This window comes from Tomitella biformata AHU 1821 (assembly GCF_000524475.1).
Classification (GTDB): domain Bacteria; phylum Actinomycetota; class Actinomycetes; order Mycobacteriales; family Mycobacteriaceae; genus Tomitella; species Tomitella biformata.
In genome coordinates, this window is sequence record NZ_BAVQ01000070.1 from 204,860 (window position 1) to 226,462 (window position 21,603).

22 protein-coding genes, 1 pseudogene and 1 riboswitch are annotated in these 21,603 nt (G+C 69.0%); of the genes and pseudogenes, 9 read left to right on the top strand and 14 right to left on the bottom strand.

Features of this window, described 5'->3' with window-relative positions; genetic code table 11:
• Positions 1–18 precede the first annotated feature (18 nt).
• The gene (locus TBIF_RS16210; RefSeq protein ID WP_024795818.1) at positions 19–840 is read left to right on the top strand and encodes an adenylate/guanylate cyclase domain-containing protein; all 822 of its coding nucleotides are present in this window, start codon (positions 19–21) and stop codon (positions 838–840) included.
• 98 nt (positions 841–938) lie between these two features.
• On the opposite strand, the gene thiD is transcribed toward TBIF_RS16210, so the two are convergent.
• The 3 genes from thiD to TBIF_RS16225 form a co-directional block, all read right to left on the bottom strand.
• Positions 939–1,754 (bottom strand): bifunctional hydroxymethylpyrimidine kinase/phosphomethylpyrimidine kinase, encoded by an 816-nt coding sequence (gene thiD, locus TBIF_RS16215; RefSeq protein WP_024795819.1) that lies wholly within the window; start codon positions 1,752–1,754, stop codon positions 939–941.
• Positions 1,751–3,400: a phosphomethylpyrimidine synthase ThiC gene (gene thiC / locus TBIF_RS16220; RefSeq protein ID WP_024795820.1), complete on the bottom strand. Its 1,650-nt coding sequence runs from the start codon at positions 3,398–3,400 to the stop codon at positions 1,751–1,753. The genes thiD and thiC overlap by 4 nt, the downstream gene beginning before the upstream one ends.
• A riboswitch (TPP riboswitch) is annotated at positions 3,392–3,500 on the bottom strand. Its footprint overlaps the gene before it by 9 nt.
• Positions 3,501–3,553: 53 nt before the next feature.
• Entirely contained in the window at positions 3,554–4,204 is a 651-nt protein-coding gene (locus TBIF_RS16225; protein ID WP_038171536.1) for a TetR/AcrR family transcriptional regulator, read from the bottom strand.
• Positions 4,205–4,411: 207 nt separating this feature from the next.
• On the opposite strand from TBIF_RS16225, the gene TBIF_RS16230 reads away from it, so the two are divergent.
• Positions 4,412–5,119, top strand: a complete 708-nt coding sequence (locus TBIF_RS16230) for an alpha/beta fold hydrolase (protein WP_200182756.1) — start codon at positions 4,412–4,414, stop codon at positions 5,117–5,119.
• Between the two features lie 20 nt (positions 5,120–5,139).
• On the opposite strand, the gene TBIF_RS16235 is transcribed toward TBIF_RS16230, so the two are convergent.
• The 3 genes from TBIF_RS16235 to TBIF_RS16245 form a co-directional block, all read right to left on the bottom strand.
• Positions 5,140–5,940: an exodeoxyribonuclease III gene (locus tag TBIF_RS16235; RefSeq protein ID WP_024795823.1), complete on the bottom strand. Its 801-nt coding sequence runs from the start codon at positions 5,938–5,940 to the stop codon at positions 5,140–5,142.
• Positions 5,941–6,140: 200 nt separating this feature from the next.
• On the bottom strand, positions 6,141–7,652 hold the full coding sequence (locus tag TBIF_RS16240; protein WP_038171538.1) for a glycerol-3-phosphate dehydrogenase/oxidase: 1,512 nt from the start codon (positions 7,650–7,652) through the stop codon (positions 6,141–6,143).
• Positions 7,649–8,239 (bottom strand): TetR/AcrR family transcriptional regulator, encoded by a 591-nt coding sequence (locus tag TBIF_RS16245; protein ID WP_024795825.1) that lies wholly within the window; start codon positions 8,237–8,239, stop codon positions 7,649–7,651. Before TBIF_RS16245 ends, TBIF_RS16240 begins: the two co-directional genes overlap by 4 nt.
• 47 nt (positions 8,240–8,286) lie before the next feature.
• Here TBIF_RS16245 and TBIF_RS16250 point away from each other — a divergent pair, with 47 nt between their 5' ends.
• From TBIF_RS16250 to TBIF_RS16260, 3 genes are all read left to right on the top strand, one after another.
• Complete coding sequence (locus tag TBIF_RS16250) at positions 8,287–9,867, top strand: FAD-binding oxidoreductase (RefSeq protein ID WP_024795826.1); 1,581 nt, start codon at positions 8,287–8,289, stop codon at positions 9,865–9,867.
• Positions 9,864–10,757, top strand: a complete 894-nt coding sequence (locus tag TBIF_RS16255) for a diacylglycerol kinase (protein ID WP_024795827.1) — start codon at positions 9,864–9,866, stop codon at positions 10,755–10,757. Before TBIF_RS16250 ends, TBIF_RS16255 begins: the two co-directional genes overlap by 4 nt.
• A 103-nt stretch (positions 10,758–10,860) precedes the next feature.
• The gene (locus TBIF_RS16260) at positions 10,861–11,217 is read left to right on the top strand and encodes a GNAT family N-acetyltransferase (protein ID WP_024795828.1); all 357 of its coding nucleotides are present in this window, start codon (positions 10,861–10,863) and stop codon (positions 11,215–11,217) included.
• Here the strand turns inward: TBIF_RS16260 and TBIF_RS16265 are convergent.
• Positions 11,193–11,996 (bottom strand): GNAT family N-acetyltransferase, cg3035/Rv0428c family, encoded by an 804-nt coding sequence (locus TBIF_RS16265; RefSeq protein ID WP_024795829.1) that lies wholly within the window; start codon positions 11,994–11,996, stop codon positions 11,193–11,195. The genes TBIF_RS16260 and TBIF_RS16265 overlap by 25 nt on opposite strands.
• Positions 11,997–12,593, bottom strand: a complete 597-nt coding sequence (locus TBIF_RS16270) for a peptide deformylase (protein ID WP_024795830.1) — start codon at positions 12,591–12,593, stop codon at positions 11,997–11,999.
• Between the two features lie 129 nt (positions 12,594–12,722).
• Between TBIF_RS16270 and napA the strand changes: the two genes are divergently transcribed.
• From napA to TBIF_RS16290, 4 genes are all read left to right on the top strand, one after another.
• Positions 12,723–13,061, top strand: a complete 339-nt coding sequence (gene napA / locus TBIF_RS16275; protein WP_024795831.1) for a nucleoid-associated protein NapA — start codon at positions 12,723–12,725, stop codon at positions 13,059–13,061.
• 10 nt (positions 13,062–13,071) lie between these two features.
• Positions 13,072–13,653 carry a LytR C-terminal domain-containing protein gene (locus TBIF_RS16280; RefSeq protein WP_024795832.1) on the top strand — a complete coding sequence of 194 codons (582 nt, stop codon included), beginning with the start codon at positions 13,072–13,074 and terminating at the stop codon, positions 13,651–13,653.
• Positions 13,654–13,728: 75 nt separating this feature from the next.
• Positions 13,729–14,349: a superoxide dismutase family protein gene (locus TBIF_RS16285; RefSeq protein WP_024795833.1), complete on the top strand. Its 621-nt coding sequence runs from the start codon at positions 13,729–13,731 to the stop codon at positions 14,347–14,349.
• 10 nt (positions 14,350–14,359) lie between these two features.
• Positions 14,360–15,484: a glutamate--cysteine ligase gene (locus tag TBIF_RS16290; protein WP_024795834.1), complete on the top strand. Its 1,125-nt coding sequence runs from the start codon at positions 14,360–14,362 to the stop codon at positions 15,482–15,484.
• Between the two features lie 11 nt (positions 15,485–15,495).
• On the opposite strand, the gene mnhG is transcribed toward TBIF_RS16290, so the two are convergent.
• The 6 genes and pseudogenes from mnhG to TBIF_RS16320 all read right to left on the bottom strand — a co-directional run bounded on the left by mnhG (position 15,496) and on the right by TBIF_RS16320 (position 21,586).
• Complete coding sequence (gene mnhG / locus TBIF_RS16295) at positions 15,496–15,846, bottom strand: monovalent cation/H(+) antiporter subunit G (RefSeq protein ID WP_024795835.1); 351 nt, start codon at positions 15,844–15,846, stop codon at positions 15,496–15,498.
• Positions 15,843–16,103: a monovalent cation/H+ antiporter complex subunit F gene (locus TBIF_RS16300; RefSeq protein ID WP_024795836.1), complete on the bottom strand. Its 261-nt coding sequence runs from the start codon at positions 16,101–16,103 to the stop codon at positions 15,843–15,845. Before TBIF_RS16300 ends, mnhG begins: the two co-directional genes overlap by 4 nt.
• Positions 16,103–16,699 carry a Na+/H+ antiporter subunit E gene (locus TBIF_RS16305; RefSeq protein WP_235174801.1) on the bottom strand — a complete coding sequence of 199 codons (597 nt, stop codon included), beginning with the start codon at positions 16,697–16,699 and terminating at the stop codon, positions 16,103–16,105. The genes TBIF_RS16300 and TBIF_RS16305 overlap by 1 nt, the downstream gene beginning before the upstream one ends.
• On the bottom strand, positions 16,696–18,300 hold the full coding sequence (locus tag TBIF_RS16310; protein WP_024795838.1) for a Na+/H+ antiporter subunit D: 1,605 nt from the start codon (positions 18,298–18,300) through the stop codon (positions 16,696–16,698). Before TBIF_RS16310 ends, TBIF_RS16305 begins: the two co-directional genes overlap by 4 nt.
• A 26-nt stretch (positions 18,301–18,326) precedes the next feature.
• Positions 18,327–18,764: pseudogene (locus TBIF_RS16315) on the bottom strand (Na(+)/H(+) antiporter subunit C); the annotation flags it as partial.
• A complete protein-coding gene (locus TBIF_RS16320; protein ID WP_024795840.1) occupies positions 18,761–21,586 on the bottom strand; it encodes a Na+/H+ antiporter subunit A in 2,826 nt (941 codons plus the stop codon). The gene TBIF_RS16320 and the pseudogene TBIF_RS16315, both read right to left, overlap by 4 nt.
• Positions 21,587–21,603: the final 17 nt, after the last annotated feature.

The following is a 21,603-nucleotide window of genomic DNA, read 5'->3' on the forward strand; positions in this document are numbered from 1 at the left end:
TCGCCTAGTGTTGTGCGGGTGAGCAACCCTCAGTCCGACTCGCAGGAGCCCAGCCGCGTTGCCCGGGCCGCCCAGCGCCTACGCAGCCTGGACCAGGCGCCGCATGCGGTCGAGGCGGTCCGCCGTATGCGCCGGGTTCTGCCGGGCGATCACAGCTTCGGCGATCCGCTCTCGGCGGCCGGCGAGGGCAGTGCCCGCGCGATCGCCCGGGCCGCGGACAAGCTGTTCCACGATTCGCCGGGCGCGTCCCGGGAGGTCGGCTTCGCCGCGCTGCAGATGTGGCAGGCGCTGCGCGAATGGTCCGGCAAGGGCGAGGGCGACGCCGAGGTCACGCTGGTCTTCACCGACCTCGTCGCGTTCTCCACCTGGGCACTAGAGGTCGGTGACGAGGACACCCTACGGCTCCTGCGCGCTGTCGCGACGGCCGTGGAGCCGGAGATCGTGGCCCGTGGCGGCCGGGTGGTCAAGCGCATGGGGGACGGGCTGATGGCGGACTTCCGCTCACCCGCAGTCGCCGTCGAGGCGATGCACGCCGCGCTCGCCAATCTGGCTGAGGTGGACCTCGATGGCTACCGTCCTGCGATGCGCGTCGGCATCCACAGCGGGCATCCCCGCCGGATCGGCGACGACTGGCTGGGCGTGGACGTGAACATCGCCGCCCGCATGATGGAGGCCGGCCGCGACGGCAACGTCGTGGTCTCCGAGGTGGTCCTCGACGCGTTGGACGCGGATTGGCTGCGCCAGCGCGGGCTCAAGGTGAAGGAGCATCGCAGGTTCTTCCTCAACCGCGCCCGCGGGGTCCCCGAGGATCTGCGGATGTTCCAGCTCGTGCGCTGCTAGCACCCGCCGCCCAGTTGCGCCCTCGCCCCCGTAACTTGACCTGGCTGACGTTGCAACTGGGGCGGGGCCGAGGTACGGGGGCGAGGGTGTCGGCCGCGTCAGCCGTCCAGCCGCCAGAACGCGGAGACCGGCCCGCGCCCCGAGCCCAGCGGATAGGCCGCCTGCAGACAGCGCGTCACCCACTCCTTGCCGTGCGCGACGGCCTCCGGCATGTCCAGCCCTGCCGCCAGCGCGCACGTGATCGCGGCCGCCAGGGTGTCCCCGCCACCGTGATCGTGCGGCGTCGGCACCCAGTCCCGGGTCAGCTCAAACCATTCGTCGCCGTCGAAGAGCACGTCGACGCTGCGCTCGGCGGTGCGCAGGTGCCCGCCGGTGACCAGCGCCCACCGCGCGCCCAGGCCCACCAGCGCCTCGGCGGCCCTGCGCTGGCCGGCGGCATCCACCACATCGATGCCGGTGAGCAGCCGCACCTCGTCGAGGTTCGGGGTGACGAGGTCCGCGATGGGGAACAGCCTCGTGCGCAGCGCGTCGAGGGAGTCCAGCGCCAGCAGGGAGTCCCCGTGCATCGACGCGCAGACGGGGTCCACCACCAGCGGGACGCCGCCTGACCCCACTCCGACCTCGGTGCAGGCCTCGACCACCGCCTCGATGATGGGGGCCGACGCGAGCATGCCGGTCTTGGCCGCGCCCACACCGATATCGGTGACGACGCTGCGGATCTGCGCGGCGACGGTCTCGGGCGGGATCTCATGAATCTCGGTGACGCCCAAGGAGTTCTGGACCGTGACGGCGGTGATGGCGACGCAGCCGTGGACGCCGGACATCGCCATGGTGCGCAGGTCGGCCTGGATGCCGGCCCCGCCGCCGGAGTCTGAACCGGCGATGGTCAGGACGCGAGTCGGGACGGCGGTCATGACGTGGCCAGCGGGAGGTAGACGCGGTTGCCGCGCGAGGCGAACTCCGCGGACTTCGCGGCCATGCCCTCCGCGATGACGCGGTCGATGTCCTCTTGCGTCTCGAGGCCGTTCTCCTCGGCATACGCCCGCACGTCCGCGGAGATGCGCATGGAGCAGAACTTCGGCCCGCACATGGAGCAGAAATGGGCGGTCTTCGCGGGCTCCGCCGGCAGCGTCTCGTCGTGGTATTCGCGGGCGGTGTCCGGGTCCAGCGACAGGTTGAACTGGTCGACCCAGCGGAACTCGAAGCGGGCGCGGGAGAGGGCGTCATCGCGGTCCTGCGCGCCGGGGTGCTGTTTGGCCAGGTCGGCGGCGTGCGCGGCGATCTTGTAGGTGATCACACCGACCTTCACGTCGTCGCGGTTTGGCAGGCCCAGGTGCTCCTTGGGCGTGACGTAGCAGAGCATCGCGGTGCCGGCCTGCGCGATCATCGCCGCGCCGATGGCGGACGTGATGTGGTCGTACGCGGGCGCGATGTCCGTCGCCAGGGGGCCCAAAGTGTAGAAGGGAGCCTCCTCGCACAGCTCCTCCTCGAGGCGGACGTTCTCGACGATCTTGTGCATCGGCACGTGGCCGGGGCCCTCGATCATCACCTGCACGTCATGGGATTTCGCGACCTTTGTCAGCTCGCCGAGCGTGCGCAGCTCCGCGAACTGGGCCTCGTCGTTGGCGTCGGCGATGGAGCCGGGGCGCAGCCCGTCGCCCAGGGAGAAGGTCACGTCGTATTTACGCAGGATCAGGCAGAGCTCCTCGAAGTGCTCGTAGAGGAACGACTCGCGGTGGTGCGCCAGGCACCAGGCGGCCATGATTGAGCCGCCGCGCGAGACGATGCCGGTGACGCGCTTGGCGGTGAGCGGGACGAAGCGCAGGCGGACGCCCGCGTGCACGGTCATGTAGTCCACGCCCTGCTCGCACTGCTCGATCACGGTGTCGCGGTACAGCTCCCACGTCAGCTTGGTCGGGTCGCCGTCGACCTTCTCGAGGGCCTGGTAGATCGGGACCGTGCCGACGGGGACGGGGGAGTTGCGCATGATCCACTCGCGCGTCGTGTGGATCTCCTTGCCGGTGGACAGGTCCATGATGGTGTCCGCGCCCCAGCGGGTGGCCCACACCATTTTCTCGACCTCGTCCGCGATGGAGCTGCGCACGGCGCTGTTGCCGATGTTCGCGTTGATCTTCACCGCGAAGGCCTTGCCGATGATCATCGGCTCGGACTCCGGGTGCTTATGGTTGGCGGGGATCACGGCGCGCCCGCGGGCCACCTCGTCCCGCACCAAATCTGGTGAGACCCCTTCGCGCGCAGCGCAATAGCGCATCTCATCGGTGATGATGCCGGCGCGAGCCCAGGCCAGCTGGGTGGCCGCGCCGTCGATGGGCTCGGGCCGTGACCACCCGTCGCGCATGGGCTCAAGGCCCTTGTCGAGGTCGATATTCGCGGCGGTGTCGGTATATGGGCCGGAGGTGTCATACACATCCAGGTGCTCGCCGTTGGTGAGCTTGATCCGGCGGGCGGGGAAGGTGAGAGCGGTGCCGGGAACCGGCTGGTGGATCTTGTGGCTGCCCTGGATGGGACCCAAGGTGATGGCCGCAGAATTGTCGAGCATGTGAGATCTCCCTACGCCGGCATTATCCGGTCAGGTTCATACGGTCGACGGCCCTAGCCGTCCTCTCAGCCCGCTGGTGCGAGCCCCCGTGGTGATGAAATTGTCGTGGTGTCGTAGTGACGTGCCCAGGCTAGACCATGGCGCCGGGGTCCGTCAGCCCGGTTGGTAGGCGCGCAGGAACGCCGTGGTTCCCGCAGCGATTATCCGCTCGAGCTCCTCTCCCGAGACAGGCAAGGTGGCTCCGGCGAACATGATCTGGTTGCTGGGGATCCAGAGCAGCATTCCGGCGAAATGCTGCACTGCCATCGCGGTGTCGGGAATCGCCAACAGCCCCCTATCGTCGAGGATCTGCAGGCAGCGGCCCACCGAGTCCGAGACGCGGACGAAGCCACGCTGCCAGAAGAGCAGCCCCAGTTCGGGAAAGCGGTTGGCCTCGGCGATGACGAGGCGGCGCAGTTGCTGTACTCGTGGACTCATGATCGAGCGGGCGAACTGCATCGCTAATAGCCGTACCGCTGCCTCGGCCGTCTCTGCGTCCGCCATCTGCTCCGCCAAGGGCGCGAAAGGATCGTCAATACGGTCGCTGGCATCGTGGATCAGCGCGGCGAACACGCCTTCCTTGTCGCCGAAGACCCGGTAGAGCGTCTGTTTGGAGACCGCGGCGGCGGCGGCCAGCTCGTCGGTGGAGGTGCCGACATAGCCGTTCGCGATGAAGACCTCGAGGGCCGCCTCGATCATCTGCCGACGTTTCGCATCGGCTTTCTCGCTGGCGGTCCGGCCACCAGTTCTAGGTGATTCACTCATAAGCCTTGATCTCCACAGTACTGAACAGTACCGTAATTCCCATGGGTACCGATCGGTACCGAAATTAGCTGAACTGAAGGAACCGCTATGAACAGCCACACAGTCCGGAGTGCAGACGGTACCGCGATCGCGTATAGCGTCATCGGAGAGGAAGGCCGCCCTGTCGTCATTAGCATCGACGGCGCGACTCAGTTCCGTGCATTGGACATGAGCCAAGGTGAGCTCGGGCGCCAGCTCGGCGATCGGTTCCGAGTGGTCACCTATGACCGTCGCGGACGGGGGGAAAGCGGCGACGGGGGCACCTATGCCGTCGAGCGGGAGATTGAGGACATCGGCGCTCTCCTCGAGCACTTCGGCGGGCACGGTTTCGCACTGGGGGTGTCGTCGGGCGCCGTCCTCGCGTTGCGTGCCGCACTTGCCGGTCTGCCTATTGACGGCCTCGCATGCTACGAGCCGCCCTTCGTTGTGTCGACGGATCGGGACCCCGTCCCGGGCGACTACGTCGAGCGGCTCGATGCCGTCGTCGCGGCGGGCCGGCCCGGCGACGCGGTGCACATCATGATGACCGAGGCGGTGGGGTTGCCGGCTGAGATGGTGGCGGGCATGGTCGACCAGCCGTTCTGGGCGATGTTCGAGCAGATCGGCCACACCGTCGCCTACGACGGCCGGATCATGGACGACACGATGCGTGGGCGTCCTGATTCGCTGGACGTGTTCGCGGGCGTGCACACCCCGACCCTGGTGATGAGCGGTGGAGACAGCCCCGCGTGGCTGTCGATCGCGGCCGAGCAACTCGCGCAACGCCTCTCCGCTGGGACGTTGACGGTGCTGCCCGGACAGACGCATCAGGTGGACTCGGCCGCCCTCGGGGCGGCCGTCGGGCAGTACTTTCAGTCGCTGGTCACCACTCGGTAGTCAGGAATGGGCCTGGCGAGTCAGTCCAGCTCCACGATCACCGGCGCATGGTCGCTCGCGCCCTTGCCCTTGCGCTCCTCGCGGTCGATCGACGCGCCCGTGACGCGGGCGGCCAGCGCGGGGGAGGCCAGCGCGAAGTCGATGCGCATGCCCTGGCGCTTGGGGAAGCGCAGCTGCGTGTAGTCCCAGTACGTGTAGACGCCGGGGCCGGGGGTGTGCGGGCGGGTGACCTCGGTGAAGCCGGCGTCCTCGAAGGCGAAGTAGGCCGCGCGCTCGGGCGCGGAGGTGTGGGTCTTGCCCTCGAACACGGCGGGGTCCCAGACGTCCTCGTCGGTGGGCGCGACGTTCCAATCGCCGGCCAGCATGATCTGCGCCTGGGGATCGGCTGCAAGCCACGATGCGGCCTCGTCCTTGAGCTTGGCCAGCCAGTCCAGCTTGTACGTGTAGTGCGAGTCCGTCAGCTCGCGCCCGTTCGGCACGTACAGGCTCCACACGCGCACGCCGCCGCACGTGGCGCCGATCGCGCGGGCCTCGAGGGCCTGCTCCTCCTCGGGGTCCTTGTGGAAGCCGGGCTGCGTGGCGAACTGCGTCTGCACGTCCTCGAGCCCGACGCGGGAGATCACCGCGACACCGTTCCACTGCGAGAGGCCGAAGTGCGCCACCTCGTAGCCGAGCTCGGTGAACCGCTCGGTGGGGAACTGGGCGTCCTTGCACTTGGTCTCCTGCACGAGCAGGACATCGGTCTCGGTGCGCACCAGCCAGTCGGTGATCCGGTCTACCCGAGCCCGCACAGAGTTCACGTTCCACGTAGCAATTCGCATGCCGCCCAGGCTATCGGGTCACGCCCATCCTCGGCCTGGCCCCCGCACCTTGTCCTCGCCCCGGTTGCAACGTCAGCGAGGTCAAGGTGCGTCAGCGAGGCGAGGTCTTTCGCCAGACGCCTCAGCTTCACCGCGCCGCCGTGATTGCAATCGCGGCGAATCGGGAAAGCCGCGGCGGATAGCGGGGGCAGGCGGTCAGGTCAGAAGAACGCCTCCACTGCGTCCAGCGCCCGCTCCCGGTCTGCCGCGACGAGCCCAATGCGCGTGCGCCGGTCCAGGATGTCGTCGGCGTCCAGGGCGCCCTCGTGCGCGATGGAGAACTCCACCTCGGCCCGGGTCACGTCCAGGCCCTCGACCAGCGGCTCCAGGGGGTTCAGGCAGGTGGCTTCGGAAAGAACAGCGGCGGACTCCCCGCCGAACCGCGCGATCAGCGACTCGGGCCCCGCGACCGGACCGGAGGCGCCCACCAGCGGCAGGTTGCGCGTCGTGCATGGGCGTGCGGTGAGCCCGCGCAGCTTAAGCGCCCGGTCGACGGTGTCCTCCGCCATATGCCGGTATTCGGTGAGCTTGCCGCCGACCACGCTGACGATGCCGCTGGGGGACTCGAGGACGGCGTGATCGCGCGAGAGGTCGGAGGTGCGGCCCTCGCCGTTGTCGATCAGCGGCCGCAGCCCGGCGTAGGAGCCGGTGATGTCCGCGCGGGTCACCTGCCGGTCCAGGGCCGTGTTGATGGTGTCGAGGAGGAAGTCGATTTCCGGCTCGGTGGGCTCAGGGACGTCGGGGATGGGGCCGGGCGCGTCCTCGTCGGTCAGGCCCAAGTAGACCCGGCCGAGCTGTTCCGGCATGACGAAGATGAAGCGGTTCGTCTCGCCCGGGATGGGGACGGTGAGCGAGGCGGTGGGGTTGCCGAAGGCGGCGGCGTCGAACACCAGGTGCGTGCCGCGGCTGGGGCGGAGCTTGATGGACTCGTCGACCTCGCCGGCCCACACTCCGGCGGCGTTGACGACGGCCTTCGCGCGCAGCTGGAAGGCCGCGCCGGTCACAGTGTCGGTGAGCGTGGCCTGCTCGCCGGTGACGTCGCTGGCGGCCACCCGGGTCAGGATGCGCGCGCCGAGCCCTGCCGCGGTGCGGGCGACGGCGACGACGAGGCGGGCATCGTCGATCAGCTGTCCGTCGTAGTTCACGTAGCCGCCCTTGAGTCCGGCGCGGGCGACGGTGGGGGACAACTCGATCGTGGCCTGAGCGGAAACATGGTGGCTGCGGGGCAGGACGGACGACGGGGTCCGCGCGGTGATCCGCAGCACGTCGCCGGCGAAAAAGCCGGCGCGCACGAGGACCCGGGCGAAGGGGCTCATCGAGGGCAGCAGCGGAACTAGTTGCGGCAGCGCGGTTGTCAGGTGCGGGGCGGTGCGGGTCATGAGGATCCCGCGCTCCATCGCGCTGCGGCGCGCGATACCGACGTTGCCTGTGGCCAGGTAGCGCAGGCCGCCGTGCACCAGCTTCGAGCTCCAGCGGCTGGTGCCGAAGGCCAGGTCGCGGGATTCCACCAGGGCGACCGAGAGCCCGCGCGCGGCCGCGTCGAGTGCGATGCCCGCGCCGGTGATGCCGCCGCCGATCACCAGCAGATCCACGGAGCCGGCATCGGCCAATGCGGCGAGGTCGGCGGTGCGGCGGGCGGCGTTCAGAGAAGTGTTCACGGCTGGTGCGTTCATGGTCGGAGGTATCCGTTCAGCAGATGGGTGAGCTCGGCGCGTAGGGCTGCGGCGTCGAGGATGGGCTCCACCATGCGGGCGGATTGGATGGTGGACTGCACAGTCAGCAGGACCATGGCCGCGAGCTGGCGCGGGTCCCCGGCGCGGATGGAGCCACCGGCCTGGCCGAGCTCGAGGGCCCCGGCTATGACGTCGATCAGCGCGCGCTGGCTGGTGCCGAGGCGCTGGAAGGTGTAGGTCATGAACATCTGCGGGGACGCCAGCAGCAGCTCCTCGAACACCGGGCTGCGGCCGACGAGGTCCGCCACGGCGACGGCGCGCGCCACGAGGGCCTCGCGGTTATCGCCCTGCCACGGGGCTCGGCCGGCGACGGTGAGGATCTCGCGGGTCAGGAGGGCCACCGCGATCGCCTCCACGCTGGGCCAGCGGCGATAGATGGTGGGCCGGCTCAGGTTCGCGCGCCGGGCGATCTCCGCGATGGTCATCCGGTCCGGGCCGAGGTCGAGCACGCAGCTGGCGGCGGCGTCGAGGATCGCGGACTCTAGGGGATCCGCCTCGGTCAATTCATCGTTACGGAGTTCCAGCATATGTAATACTGTAACGCATGACTGATCACACGCTGGACCTTCCGCCCATGAAGTGGGACGCCTGGGGGGACCCCGCCGCCGCCAAGCCGCTGAGCGAGGGCCTCAAGGGGCTCCTGAAGCAGGCGCTGGGCGTCGAGGCCGACGAGGCCCCGCAACTCACGGCCGCCGAGGTTCGGCTGCGCCCCTCCGCGATCTCCGAAAGGGACCTCGACGCCCTCGCCGTGCTCGTCGGCGCCGCGTACGTGAGCGTCCTCGACGGTGACCGGCTCCCGCGCGCTGGCGGCAAATCCACTCCGGACCTGTTGCGCCGCAAGGACACCGGCGAGCAGGATGCGCCCGACGCCGTGGTGCTCCCTGGCACGGAGGACGAGGTCGCGGAGATTCTGCGCTACTGCGCCGAGCACGCCATCGCGGTGGTCCCGTTCGGCGGCGGCACCAGTGTCGTCGGCGGCGTCGACCCCATTCGTGGCCAGTTCCAGGCCGTGATCTCCCTCGACCTGCGCCGCTTCGACCGGCTCGAGTCCATCGACGTGATCTCCGGCGAGGCCGTGCTGGGCGCGGGCGTCACCGGCCCCGAGGCGGAGCGGCTCCTCGGCGAGCACGGCTTCTCGCTGGGCCACTTCCCGCAGAGCTTCCAGTTCGCCACCATCGGCGGCTTCGCGGCCACCCGGTCGTCCGGGCAGGCATCCGCCGGCTACGGCCGCTTTGACGACATGATCGCCGGCCTCCGCGTGATTACCCCGGTCGGCCTCCTAGACCTCGGGCGGGCTCCAGCCTCCGCCGCCGGCCCGGACCTGCGGGAGCTGTTCGCCGGCTCCGAGGGCACCCTGGGCGTGATCACCTCGGTGCGCCTGCACGTGCACGCCGTCGCCGAGGCCACCCACTACGAGGCGTGGACGTTCGAGGACTTCGCCGCCGGCGCCACCGCGCTGCGCGCCGTCGAGCAGCAGGGCGCCGGACCCACCGTGATGCGGCTGTCCGACGAGATGGAGACCGGCGTCAACCTCGCCACCACGGACAAGATTGGCGGGGAGCAGATCACCGGTGGCTGCCTGGCCATCACCACGTTCGAGGGCACCGTCGAGCACGCCGCGGCTCGCCACGACGAGACCCGCGCGGTTCTCCTGGCCCACGGCGGCCGCTCGCTCGGCGCGGAGCCCGCCCAGGCCTGGGAGCAGGGCCGCTTCGGCGCGCCCTATCTGCGCGACGGACTCCTCGCCGCGGGCGCGCTGTGCGAGACGCTCGAGACCGCCACCACCTGGGCCAACCTGCACCACCTTAAGGCCGCCGTCACCACCGCTCTGGTTGACACACTCGCCGAAACTGGCACCCCCGCCCTGGTCATGTGCCATATCTCGCACGTCTACCCGACGGGCGCGTCGCTGTACTTCACCGTTGTCGCCGGCCAACGCGGCGATGTGCTCGAGCAGTGGGACAAGGCGAAGACGGCCGCGATGGACGCGATCGTCGGGAACGGCGGCACCATCACGCACCATCACGCAGTCGGCGCGGACCATAAGGACTGGATGGCGAGCGAGATCGGTGATCTGGGCGCGACCATCCTGCGGGCGGTGAAGAACACGGTTGACCCCGCGGGCATCCTCAACCCTGGCAAGCTCATCCCATGACACGCGTCGTGGTGCTCACGAATCCCCTGGCCGGGCACGGCAAGGCCCGGCACATCGCGGACCGCGCGATCGCGCGATTGCGGGCGAAGGGCGCGGAGGTCACCGAGATCGTCGGCGCCGACGCGGCTGACTCCCTCGCACAGGCCCGCACAGCAGTGGCGGAGCGGCCCGACGCGTTTGTGGCGGTCGGCGGTGACGGGCTGATCTCGATCGCCCTGCAGGCCCTCGCCCAGACCCGCATCCCGCTCGGCATAGTGCCCGCAGGCACCGGCAACGACCACGCCCGCGAGCACGGCGTCCCCACCGGCGATCCGGAGGCCGCTGCCGATGTGATCTTGGCAGGCCACGGCAAGACGATGGATCTGGGCCACGCGCAGATGGCCGACGGCTCCGCGAAATGGTTCGGGACCGTCCTGGCGACGGGCTTCGACTCCCTCGTCAGCGACCGGACCAACCGGATGACCTGGCCGCACGGGCGGATGCGCTACAACCTGGCGATCGTCGCGGAGTTCCTCAACCTCAAGCCCCTGAAGTTCCGCCTCACCCTCGCAGGCGGCGAGGTGCTCGAGCGCTCCGTCGTGCTCGCGGCCGTCGGCAACACCCAGTATTACGGCGGCGGCATGCAAATTTGTCCCGGCGCCGACCCGCTGGACGGACTGGTGGACATCACCATCATCAACTTTGTCTCCCGGCTGCGATTGGCGCGGCTGTTCCCAACGGTGTTCAAAGGCACGCACATCGAGCTCGACGCGGTGGAGACGCACCGCGTGGCCAGCGTGCAGATCTCCGCGCCCGGGATCAACGCGTATGCGGACGGAGAATATGTGGGACCACTGCCGGTAACTGTGACGGCCGTGCCAGAGGCGATCACGGTGCTGGTGCCGGAATAGCCGATCGGCCACGGAACGCCTGATAACTAAGAGAGGATGAGGACCATTCTCTTAGAATTCGGTGTTACACAGGACAGTGACACCATCGAGCGGAGGAGGTGCGATGACAGTGAACAAGGCAGCCACGACGGGCGGCGTCGGCACGCCATCGCTGCAGATAATCGAGAACACCGCGCAGGACCGCTTCGAGCTGTGGGTGGAGGGCGACCTGGTCGGGATCATCGGGTACTCCGTCGAGGGCGATGACTGCACCCCGGGCCGGGCGGGCGCGGGCTGTGTCGTGGCGTTGATGCACACCGTGGTGATGGAGGACTACTGGCATCGTGGCCTGGCCGCGGTGCTGGTCAGGCACACGCTCGACACCGCGGTCGAACGCGGCTGGCGTATTCAGCCCGTCTGCACCTACGTGCAGGCGTTCGTCGGGAAGAACCCGGACTACGCGTCGCTGCTGGTCGAGTGAGTTAGCTCGACCCGCACGTGCCGGACCCGGTGGTGATCGCCGAAGCCCAACCCGCGCGCCGCGGCCTCTTCTAGGGCCGAGGACACTTCGATCACCGCCCGGTCCGCGCCGCGTCGGGCACTCTCGCCAAGTAGCGCCCCGATGCGCTGGCGCAACTCTTCAGGATCCACGTCTCCAGTATCGCTGCCCAGCTCGAGCACGGCCCAGGCCGGCTCGTCGGGCGCCGCAGACAGCAGCACCCGGTCCAGCGGGGCGGGCTCGGGGCTGGGCAGGTCTGCGGGCAGATCCATCGTGAGAACCAGCCGCTCCCCGAACGTGTGCCAGCCAGCGGGAGGTCGAGCCAGCCGGTCCGGCAGCCGCAGCTGCAGGGCCAGCCCACGTGCGGCGTACCAGGCGGTGAGCGCGCGCATCGTGGGCTCGCCCAGCAGGTCGTGGAAGTAGCCGCCCTCAGGCATCGAGGGGTCAGCCAGGGGGACCGCAGCGGCCCCAGCCCGCACCACCCAGCCCGCCACCCACTCGCATTCCGTCGCCGGGTCCGCGAGGGCCAGAGCATGCTCGAGCGTGCGGATGCTCGAGGTGCGCACCGGCTTGGCCGGGATGGCCTTGAGCACCATCACGTCCGCGGGGGCCACCGTCGTCAGCGTCCCGTCGGCGCCGCGCACTCCCACGTGGGGGCGCAGCACCTCGAGGATGCCGATGACGTCGGTTTGCGAGGGCACCGAGCCCGCCGGCCGCCGATACCGCAGCACGACGCGGGCGCCCACCTGAGGGTTGCTCATCTAGTCGTCATGGCCGAAAGGATCGTCTTGCTCCCCGGGGACCCATTCCAGGCCGGGGACGCCCCAGCCCATCCGCTTGACGATCTTCTTGGCGGCGCGCTTATTGCGGCCGATGAGGCAGTCCAGGTAGAGGAAGCCGTCAAGGTGGCCCACCTCGTGCTGCAGGCAGCGCGCGAAGAAGCCGTGGCCCTCGATCTCGATGGGCTGGCCCTCGGCGTCGACACCGGTGACCTTCGCCCAGTCGGCGCGCCCCGTCGGGTACTGCTCGCCGGGGACTGAGAGGCACCCCTCGACGTCGTCGTCCTCGTCCGGCATGGTCTGCGGGATCTCGGAGGTCTCCAGGACCGGGTTGATCACCACGCCGCGGCGGCGGACATCAGAGCTGATGCCGTCGCGCCGCTCGTCGGGGCAGTCGTAGACGAAGATGCGCAGCGCCACGCCGACCTGGTTCGCGGCCAGGCCAACCCCGTGCGCGGCATCCATGGTGTCGTACATGTCTTGAATCAGCTGTGCCACTTCAGAGATCTCACCGGTGACCGGCTTGGTGGGTTCATGCAGCACCGGATCGCCCACGATCCGGATAGGGAGGATTGCCATGACTGAAGAGAATAGTGGGCGGGCGCCCGGACTTCCGACGCGCCTTGCCACCGCCGCGCTTTAGGGCCGCTGGCGTGGTTGAATGGCCCGGGGAACTACAGGGTTGTAATTCAGTGGTTGAGGAGCACGATGGACGGCGCAACGGCGCGAAAGTCTCAGGCCCAGGAGCCGCAGGTCGATCAGTCGGCGGTGGACGTGCATGTCACGGGTGCGGACGGGCTGAGCCGACGTGAGCATGACATCTTGTCCTTCGAGCGCCAGTGGTGGAAGTACGCTGGCGCGAAGGAGGAGGCCATCAAGGAGATGTTCAGTATGTCGGCCACTCGCTATTACCAGGTCCTGAACGCTTTGGTGGACCGTCCCGAGGCCCTCGCCGCCGACCCGTTGTTGGTCAAGCGACTGCGCCGTTTGCGTGCCAGCAGGCAAAAGGCGCGAGCGGCCCGTCGGCTCGGGTTCCAGGTCACCTAAACTCTCAGCGGTGAGTACACCTTCGCCCGAATCCCCGGGATTGCCACTCCGTGCCCTAGCGATGGTCCTGCTGTCTGCCGCCATCGTGTTCGCCGGCCTCGGCTGGCTTGGCCTCAGCGATTCCGACAGCGACGGGAGCGAGACGGCCGTGGCCGCGACGACCACCCCGGCTCCGCCCGCCACCACGCCCGCCAACACCTCGCCCGCCAACAGCACGGCCGCCACCGCGGCGCCGCCCGCCGGGAGCACGCCCGCAAGCACCGCCACCTCCACGGGCGCGAGCACCACCGCCAACTCGGCGGCCCTGCAGCGCGTGCCGGTGCGGATCTACAACAACAGCACGGTCGACGGCCTGGCCGCCACGGCCGCCGACCATCTGCGCGCCGGAGGCTGGACTGTCACCGACGTCAGCAACTACGCCGAGGGGCAGATTTCGGAGAGCACGGTCTTCTACGGGACCGAGTCCGGCGCGAAGGACGCCGCGGACAAGCTGGGCAAGGACATGGGTCTCACCGTCGCCCCCCGCTTCGACGGCATCGCCGACGCGCCTGCCGGCCTCATCGTGATTCTCGCCGGCGACGGCACGAATTAGCCGCAGTGCTGACGGCCGTGCGCTATTGGCCCGACGCCTCGATATGCTCTCCATTAACTTCGAAGGAGTAGACACATGAGCAATAGTTCACAGCACGTGCGGCAGAGTCGCCGACTGCTGGCCGTGGTCCCGGTTGCGGTCATCGCGGCCATCGCCCTGTCCTCGTGCAGCGCGCATCAAGAGCCCAGCGACCAGCCGCCCGGCATCGGCACCCTGCCCCCCGTCTTCACCCCGTCGCCGGCCCCCACAGCCAGCGGGGTCGCCAGCACCCAGGACATCGGCCTCGTCGATGAGCCGCTGGTTGTCGCCACGCTCAAGAGCGCCTCGGGCGCGAATGTCGGCACGGCGGAGTTCCAGGGCTCCGGACTGGGCACCATTGTCACCCTGGCCGTCAACGGCCTGACCCCCGGTTTCCACAGCCTGGCCGTCACCTCGGCCGGCGTGTGCGACGCGGCAGTCGACTTCGCGTCGGCCGGCGACGTGCTGAACGACCCGACCAACAGCACCCCGGGCGTGCCCAAGGCCGGCGACCTGCCCACCCTGCTGGTCGACGGCGACGGCATCGGCACGCTGACGACCACCAGCGGCGGCTTCAAGGTCGACGAGCTGACGAACGCGCCCGGCACCGCGCTGGTCATCGGCGGGGACGCGGACGCGTCGTCCCGCATCGCGTGCGGCGTCATCGAGCACAAGTAGTCACAGGCCGATGCGAGTTCCCTTCGCAGGCTCTCCACGTCCCACTATTGGCGTGGAGTGGGAACTCGCATTGGTCGACCGCGCCTCGCGAGACCTGCGCAACGATGCGGATCCGCTGTTCGAGGCTGTGCAGCGCCAGCTCGGCGGCGTGACCCCGCACGTGCACAAAGAACTGCTGAAGAACACTGTCGAGCTGGTCACTGGCATCTGCGAGACCGTGCCCCAGGCGATGGACGACCTGAGCGGCAGCCTGCGCGTGGTGCGCGCGGCGGCGGACCCGCTGGGCATCGACCTGATCTCCGCGGGGGCACATCCCTTCGCACAGTGGAACGAGCAGCAGCTCACCGAGGGCGACCGCTACCTCGAGCTGATCTCCCGCACCCAGTGGTGGGGCCGGCAGATGCTCATCTGGGGCGTGCACGTGCACGTGGGCATCTCCTCGGAGCACAAGGTGTTCCCCATTCTCAACGCGCTGCTGCTGCACTATCCGCACCTGCTGGCGCTGTCCGCGTCCTCGCCGATCTGGGCGGGCCAGGACACCGGCTACGCCAGCAACCGGGCGATGATGTTCCAGCAGCTGCCCACCGCCGGCCTCCCCTTCCAATTCGCCGAGTGGTCCGAGTACGAGAATTTCATCGGCGACCAGATGGCCACCGGCATCATCGACCACCTCAACGAGATCCGCTGGGACATCCGCCCCGCCCCGCACCTGGGCACCATCGAGATCCGGGTGTGCGACGGCATCCCCACCGTGGCGGAGCTCGAGTCGATCGTCGCGCTCATCCAATGCCTCGTGGTGGACCTGGACCGCCGGCTCGACGCGGGCGAGACACTGCCGTCGTTGCAGCCCTGGCACGTGCAGGAGAATAAGTGGCGCGCCGCCCGCTACGGCCTAGACGCCGAGGTGATCGTGGGCGCCGACAACTCCGAGCGCCTCGTCACCGACGACCTTGACGAGCTGCTGAACCGCCTGGAGCCGATCGCCGCCGAACTCGGGTGCGTCCGCGAGCTCTCCCAGGTGTCGGAGATCCCCCGTCGGGGCGCGTCGTATCAACGCCAGCGCGCGGTCGCGAAGGCCACGGGCGGAGACTTGCGCGCGGTCGTGGACTCACTGGTCCACGAGCTAGACCGCTAGAGGTTGAACCGCTAGAGGTCGTCGTCGTCTTCATCCTCCGGCGGCATCTCATCCCGCGTCACCAGGTCCGCGCGCAGCCCGCGCTCACGGTAGGACGTGCGGCCCACCAAGTGCGCGAACACCGGCGAGACGATGAAGGTGAACAGCCCGGCGAGCACGAGCATGCCGATGTCGACGTTGCCGCGCAGCCGGATGCCGGCGCCGATGAGGATCAGCAGCAGGCCGAAGACCTGCGTCTTGGTGGACGGGTGCATGCGGCTGATGGTGTCTGGGAATCGGACCAAGCCGATCGCCGCGGTGAGCGCGAACAAGGATCCGATCAGGACCAGGGCGCTGGCGACAATGTCGAGGAAGGTGTTCATCCGCGGTCACGCACCCGGAATCGGGGCACGCTGATCGAGCCGATGAAGCCGAGCAGCGCCAGCGCGACGAGCGCGGGTAGGACGGCGGACTCCTGGCTGAACGCGGCCCACGCGGCCATGCCGGACAGGGACACGGACGCCACCATCTCCAGGGCCACCAGGCGGTCGAGGGTGCTGGGCCCGCGCAGTAGCCGAAACATCGACAGCAGCGCGGCGAGCACCAGGAAGATCCCGGCGATGGTCATGGTCACGGTCATCAGGGGGTCTCCTCCCCGTGGTGGAACGAGTCGCTGGGGTACTCGTGTGGCTGCCAGTCTTCCTCGCGCTCGAAGGCCCGGATGAACAGGTGCTGCAAGTGCGCGACCATCGTGTAGAACCGCTCGATCCGCTCGGGGGTGCCGACGTCGAGCACGTGGATGTAGAGGTCGCGCTTGGTGCGATCGACCTCCAGCACAATGGTGCCGGGGACCACGTTGATCGCGTCGACCAGCAGGCCCAGCACCAGGTCGGACTTCACCTTCGCGTTGACCTTCAAGATGGCGGTCAACGGCGGGGAGCCTGGCCGGCAGGCCAGCCAGGCGACCTCGACGCTGGACTTGGCGAGGTCCACCAGGATGCGGCCGAGCAGGCGCAGTGCCGAGAGCAGGTGGAGCTTGCCCTCGACGGGGACCGGCGGCAATGGCATGAGCACCAGCACGATGAGGCTCACCAAGATGCCGCCGACGATGTTCGCGATGGTGATCTGTCCCCACAGCAACACCCAGACGAACGTCAGCCACGCCATCGCCCAGACCCGGATCAGGACGTCCCGGCGTGTCATCGGCATGCGGAGGCGCTCGACGAAGTTGGTCACTGCCCACCCCCCAATCCAGTGTCGCCCAGCACGGCGTCGATGTAGACGGAGCGGTCGAGCAGCCCGTCGGCGGCCCGCTCGCTGTAGCCGACGAGGGGGCCGGCGAAGACTGTCATGGCCAGGCCCACGGCCACCAGGGCGACCGTCGCGCCGACCATGAGCACCGGCATCCGGCCGACGTCCTCGCGGTCCTGCAGGGCGATGTCGCCGACGTCGTCGAGAAGCACCTGCGGGCGGGCCGCGACTATATCGCCATCGGGGGCGTCATCGCGCGGTCGCCAGAAGGCCTTTGTCCACACGCGGGTCACGGCGTAGAGCGTGAGCAGGCTGGTGATCACCGCGCCGCCGACCAGCACCCAAGCGAGCGCTGAGCCGTCCTCCGCGCCCGCTTGCAACAGCGTGATCTTGCCGATGAACCCGGAGAACGGCGGGATGCCGCCCAGGTTCAGCGCCGGTATCAGATACAGCAGCGCCAGCAGCGGACTCGCGGCAGCCAGTCCGCCCAGGCGCAGCAGCGACGCCGATCCGGCCTGGCGCTCCATCAGCCCGACCACCAGGAACAGCGACGTCTGCACGATGATGTGGTGCGCCACGTAGAAGATCGCGCCGGTCAAGCCCAGGGAGCTGGATAGGGCGATGCCGAAGATCATGTAGCCGATATGGCTGACCAGGGTGAAGGAGAACAGCCGCTTGATGTCGGACTGCGCGATCGCGCCGAATATCCCGAACAGCATCGTGAGCAGGCCGGCGACCATCAGCACCGTGTTCAGCTCCCCGCCGGGGAACATCAGCGTGTGCGTGCGGATGATGGCGTAGATGCCGACCTTGGTCAGCAGCCCCGCGAACACGGCGGTGATCGGGGCGGGTGCGGTGGGGTAGGAGTCTGGCAGCCAGTTATACAGCGGGAACACCGCAGCCTTGATGCCGAACGCCACCAGCAGCACCGCGAAGATGGCGCTGCGGACCCCCACGTCCACGTCCTGGAGCTTGTTCGCCAGGTCCGCCAGGTTCAACGTGCCTGTCGCGGCGTAGGTGAACGCGATGCCGGCGAGGAACACCAGCGAGGACAACATCGAGACCATCACGTAGGTGACGCCCGCGTTGACGCGGTCCGCGCTGGCGCCCAGGGTCAGCAGCACGAAGCTCGCGGCCAGGAGCACCTCGAAGCCGACATACAGGTTGAATAGGTCGCCGGCCAGGAACGCGTTGGACACGCCCGCGGCCATGACCAGGTAGGCGGGTTGGAAGATCGAGACGGGCTGGTGCTCGTCGCCGTCGCGGATACCTTGGCCCACGGAGTAGACCATGACCGCGAGCAGCACAATCGACGCGATCACCAGCATCAGGGCCGACAGCCGGTCGGAGACCAGCGTGATGCCGATCGGGGTGTCCCAGCCGCCGACCTGCAGCGCGCGCGCCCCATGCCGGTCCGCGAACACCAGCAGGGCGCCGGCCACGACGACGCCGACGGCGAGGACCGCGATGCTGACGAGTTGCTGGGCGCGGCGGAAGCGGCCCAGCGCCATGGCGATGCCGGCGCCGAAGAACGGCAGGAGCACGGGCAGCGGGATGAGCGTGTCGATGATGTTCGCCTCGTCCATCAGCGCTCACCGGCGTTCTCGGGGCCGAACACGTCGCCTGCCTTGGTGGCCTCGCCGGTGCGCGGATCGCTCGAACGGTCGAGCGCCGGGTCCTCGGCGGCGGTGCGCAGGCTCAACCTGGTGTCTTCCTCATCGTCCTCAATATCGTCATCGGTGTTGCTGGCGGTGAACGCGCGGTAGGCCAAGGCCAGCACGAACGCGGCCAGCCCCATCGAGATGACGATCGCGGTCAAGATCATGCCCTGGGCCAGGGGATCGGCCATCGTCGTGTAGACGTTGGAGCTGCTGCCGATGATCGGCGCGGTCCCGGCCGCACCGCCGGCGACGAGGATCAGCAGGTTGATGCCGTTGCCCGCGAGCATGAGCCCCAGCAGCATGCGCAGGATGGAGCGGTCCATCAGCAGGTAGACGCCGGCGGCGACGAGGACGCCGACGACGATGAGCAGGCCGAAATCTGCGGTCACTGCAGCTTCACCTCCGTCTTCGAGTCGAGTCGCGCGCCGAGACTGCGGAGGATGTCCAAGACCACGCCGACGACGATCAGATACACGCCGACGTCGAAGAACAGCGCCGTGACCAGCTTGATTTCGCCGAGCAGCGGCAGCGTCACCTCCAAGATCGCCGATGACAGCACCGGGGCGCCGAGCAGCAATGACCCCACCGCGGTGCCCGTGCAGAACAGCAGGCCGACGCCCAGCAGCTTCCCGGCGTCCACCGGCAGCGCCTCGCCGATCTCATAGCGCCCACCCGCGAGGTAACGCAGCGTCAGCGCCAGGCCCGCCGTCAGGCCGCCAGCGAAGCCGCCGCCGGGATGGTTGTGGCCGGTGAAGAAGAAATACAGCGAGAGCACCATGACGGTGGGGAAGACCAGGCGCGTCGTCATCTCCAGCACCAGGGAGCGGGCCATGGTGTCCGTCAGACCGGACCCGCGCAGGCGGGTCACGCGCGTGTCTTTGCGGTACAGCTCGTCCGGTGCGTCGGCCACCCGCAGGGCCGCGCCGAAGCGGCGGTGGCGGAAGACCAGGCTCGCGACGCCGGTGGCCGCGACCAGCAGCACCGACACCTCGCCGAGCGTGTCCCACGCGCGGATGTCGACCAGTAGGACGTTGACGACGTTCTTGCCGCCGCCGCGGTCATACGCGGCCTCGGGCAAAAGCGCGGAGATCGGGGCCGCGGTGCGGGCGTTGATCGCATACGCGCCAAGCAGCGCGATCATGGTGCCGACCAGCACGGAGACCGCCACGCGCATGCTCCGGAACGTGGCCAGCGCGCGGTGCGTCTCCACTCGCGGGGCCGCCTCGGGCGGGAGCTTGCGCAGCACCAGCACGAACACCACCAGCAGCAGGGTCTCCACGAGGAACTGAGTCAGAGCCAGGTCCGGGGCACCGTGCAGGGCGAAGATCATCGCCATCCCGTAGCCCGTGAAGCCGATCATCAGCACCGCGGCGAGGCGGTTGCGCAGCACCGTGGCGGCCAGGGCGGGCACCACCATGAGCAGCCCGATCGCGAATTGCCACGGCACGTCCCACAGCTTCAGGTCCAGCTGCGGGCGGCCCAACACCAAGAGCGTGACCGACGGCAGCAGGACGAGTGTGACGAGGATGGTGCCCTGTGTCAGGGGCAGCGAGCCGCGTTGGGTGGAGGTGGTCATCCGCAGCGAGATGCGGTCCGCCGAGCGCAGCGCCCAGGCGTAGACGCGGTCGGCGTTGCCGAGCGGGGGATTGCGCAGATGCGCCTTGGTCACGCGGCCATGGGCGAAGAACAACGCGATGCCGGCGGCGAACACCAGGACGGTCAGCCATAGCGGCAGCGAGAAGCCGTGCCACAGCGACAGGTAACCCGGATGGTCGGAAGCGGGGCCGACAGTGTCCGCGTACGGCACCAGCAGGCGATCCATCGTCCCCGGCATCAGGCCTGCGACCAGTCCCAACGCGGCCAGAGTGCCCGGCGCGAGCAGCAGCAGCACGCCCGGCTTGTGCATCGAGACGACGGCGGGGCTTGGCGGGACGCCCTTGCCCGCGAACGCGCCGGAGAGCACCCGCAGCGTGTACGCCACGGTGAACGTAGAGCCCACGACGAGACCGCCGAGCACCACCCACGCCAACACCGGGCTGTCCTCCATCGCCGCGAAGGCGGCCTCCTTGCCGACAAAGCCCAGGAACGGGGGCGCGCCAGCCATGCTGGCCGCCGCGGCCACGGCGATGATCGCCATCACCGGCGATTTTCGGCCGAGCCCCGCGAGCTCCCGGATATCGCGGGTGCCAGTGGTGTGGTCGACCGCTCCGACGATCATGAACAAGGCGGACTTGAACAGCGCGTGCGCCACGACGATCGCGAGCCCGGCGAGCGCGGCGTCGCGCGTGCCCATGCCGATGAGCACCATCATGAAGCCCAGCTGGCTGACGGTGCCGAACGCGAGGATTAGCTTGAGGTCGTGCTCCCGCAGCGCCCGCCAGCCGGCGAGGATCAGGGTGAGCAGGCCGAGCGTGATGACCGTCGGCCGCCAGGTCGGCGCGTCCGCGAAGCCTGGCGCCAGCCGTGCCACCAGGAAGATGCCGGCCTTGACCATCGCCGCGGCGTGCAGGTAAGCGCTGACGGGGGTGGGCGCGGCCATGGCGCCGGGGAGCCAGAAGTGGAAGGGCACGATGGCGGACTTGCTCAGCGCGCCGATGAGCAGCAGCACGACGGCGACGTTGGCCAGCAGGCCGGTCGGCGGGTCCGCGACCAGCTCCGACAGGAGGTAGGTGCCGCTGCGCTGGCCCAGGGCGATGATGCCGACGAGCATGGCGAGCCCGCCCGCAGTCGTCACCAGCAGGGCCTTGGTGGCACTGTCGCGGCTGGTGGCACGCTCCGCATAGTGGCCGACGAGGAGGAAGGAGAGCACCGTGGTGATCTCCCAGAAGACATAGAGTAGGAGCATGTTGTCGCTGAGCACGAGGCCGAACATCGCGCCCGCGAACGCCGTGAGCTGGGCGGCGAACAGGCCGAGGCGCGGCTCTGTGTCCTTGAAGTACCGCGCGCAGTAGACCAGCACCAGGGCCCCGACGCCGAGCACAAGGACCACCAGCACTTGGGCCAGCGAGTCGTATCTGAACGAGAAGTTCATCGACAGTTCGGGCACCCACGCACGGTCGATGCGGGCCCCAGAGTCCCAGTCCGTGATCGCCCAGACGAGGCCCCCGAGGGGCACTAGGGCGAGCAGATAGAACGCGTTGCGACCGAGCCAGCGCACGAGGAGTGGCGCGAGTGCGGCAGCGAGCGCGTGCGCGCCGAGAATGGTGATCAAGTACTGCTCCAGCCGGG

What these genes read in the sequence shown, in the direction of transcription:
- thiD (WP_024795819.1), bottom strand. Translation starts at nt 1,754, where the DNA reads ATGACCGCCGTCCCGACTCGCGTCCTGACCATCGCCGGTTCAGACTCC.
- thiC (WP_024795820.1), bottom strand. Translation starts at nt 3,400, where the DNA reads ATGCTCGACAATTCTGCGGCCATCACCTTGGGTCCCATCCAGGGCAGC.
- TBIF_RS16225 (WP_038171536.1), bottom strand. Translation starts at nt 4,204, where the DNA reads ATGAGTGAATCACCTAGAACTGGTGGCCGGACCGCCAGCGAGAAAGCC.
- TBIF_RS16230 (WP_200182756.1), top strand. Translation starts at nt 4,412, where the DNA reads ATGAGCCAAGGTGAGCTCGGGCGCCAGCTCGGCGATCGGTTCCGAGTG.
- TBIF_RS16235 (WP_024795823.1), bottom strand. Translation starts at nt 5,940, where the DNA reads ATGCGAATTGCTACGTGGAACGTGAACTCTGTGCGGGCTCGGGTAGAC.
- TBIF_RS16240 (WP_038171538.1), bottom strand. Translation starts at nt 7,652, where the DNA reads ATGAACGCACCAGCCGTGAACACTTCTCTGAACGCCGCCCGCCGCACC.
- TBIF_RS16245 (WP_024795825.1), bottom strand. Translation starts at nt 8,239, where the DNA reads ATGCTGGAACTCCGTAACGATGAATTGACCGAGGCGGATCCCCTAGAG.
- TBIF_RS16250 (WP_024795826.1), top strand. Translation starts at nt 8,287, where the DNA reads ATGAAGTGGGACGCCTGGGGGGACCCCGCCGCCGCCAAGCCGCTGAGC.
- TBIF_RS16255 (WP_024795827.1), top strand. Translation starts at nt 9,864, where the DNA reads ATGACACGCGTCGTGGTGCTCACGAATCCCCTGGCCGGGCACGGCAAG.
- TBIF_RS16260 (WP_024795828.1), top strand. Translation starts at nt 10,861, where the DNA reads ATGACAGTGAACAAGGCAGCCACGACGGGCGGCGTCGGCACGCCATCG.
- TBIF_RS16265 (WP_024795829.1), bottom strand. Translation starts at nt 11,996, where the DNA reads ATGAGCAACCCTCAGGTGGGCGCCCGCGTCGTGCTGCGGTATCGGCGG.
- TBIF_RS16270 (WP_024795830.1), bottom strand. Translation starts at nt 12,593, where the DNA reads ATGGCAATCCTCCCTATCCGGATCGTGGGCGATCCGGTGCTGCATGAA.
- napA (WP_024795831.1), top strand. Translation starts at nt 12,723, where the DNA reads ATGGACGGCGCAACGGCGCGAAAGTCTCAGGCCCAGGAGCCGCAGGTC.
- TBIF_RS16285 (WP_024795833.1), top strand. Translation starts at nt 13,729, where the DNA reads ATGAGCAATAGTTCACAGCACGTGCGGCAGAGTCGCCGACTGCTGGCC.
- TBIF_RS16290 (WP_024795834.1), top strand. Translation starts at nt 14,360, where the DNA reads ATGCGAGTTCCCTTCGCAGGCTCTCCACGTCCCACTATTGGCGTGGAG.
- mnhG (WP_024795835.1), bottom strand. Translation starts at nt 15,846, where the DNA reads ATGAACACCTTCCTCGACATTGTCGCCAGCGCCCTGGTCCTGATCGGA.
- TBIF_RS16300 (WP_024795836.1), bottom strand. Translation starts at nt 16,103, where the DNA reads ATGACCGTGACCATGACCATCGCCGGGATCTTCCTGGTGCTCGCCGCG.
- TBIF_RS16310 (WP_024795838.1), bottom strand. Translation starts at nt 18,300, where the DNA reads ATGGACGAGGCGAACATCATCGACACGCTCATCCCGCTGCCCGTGCTC.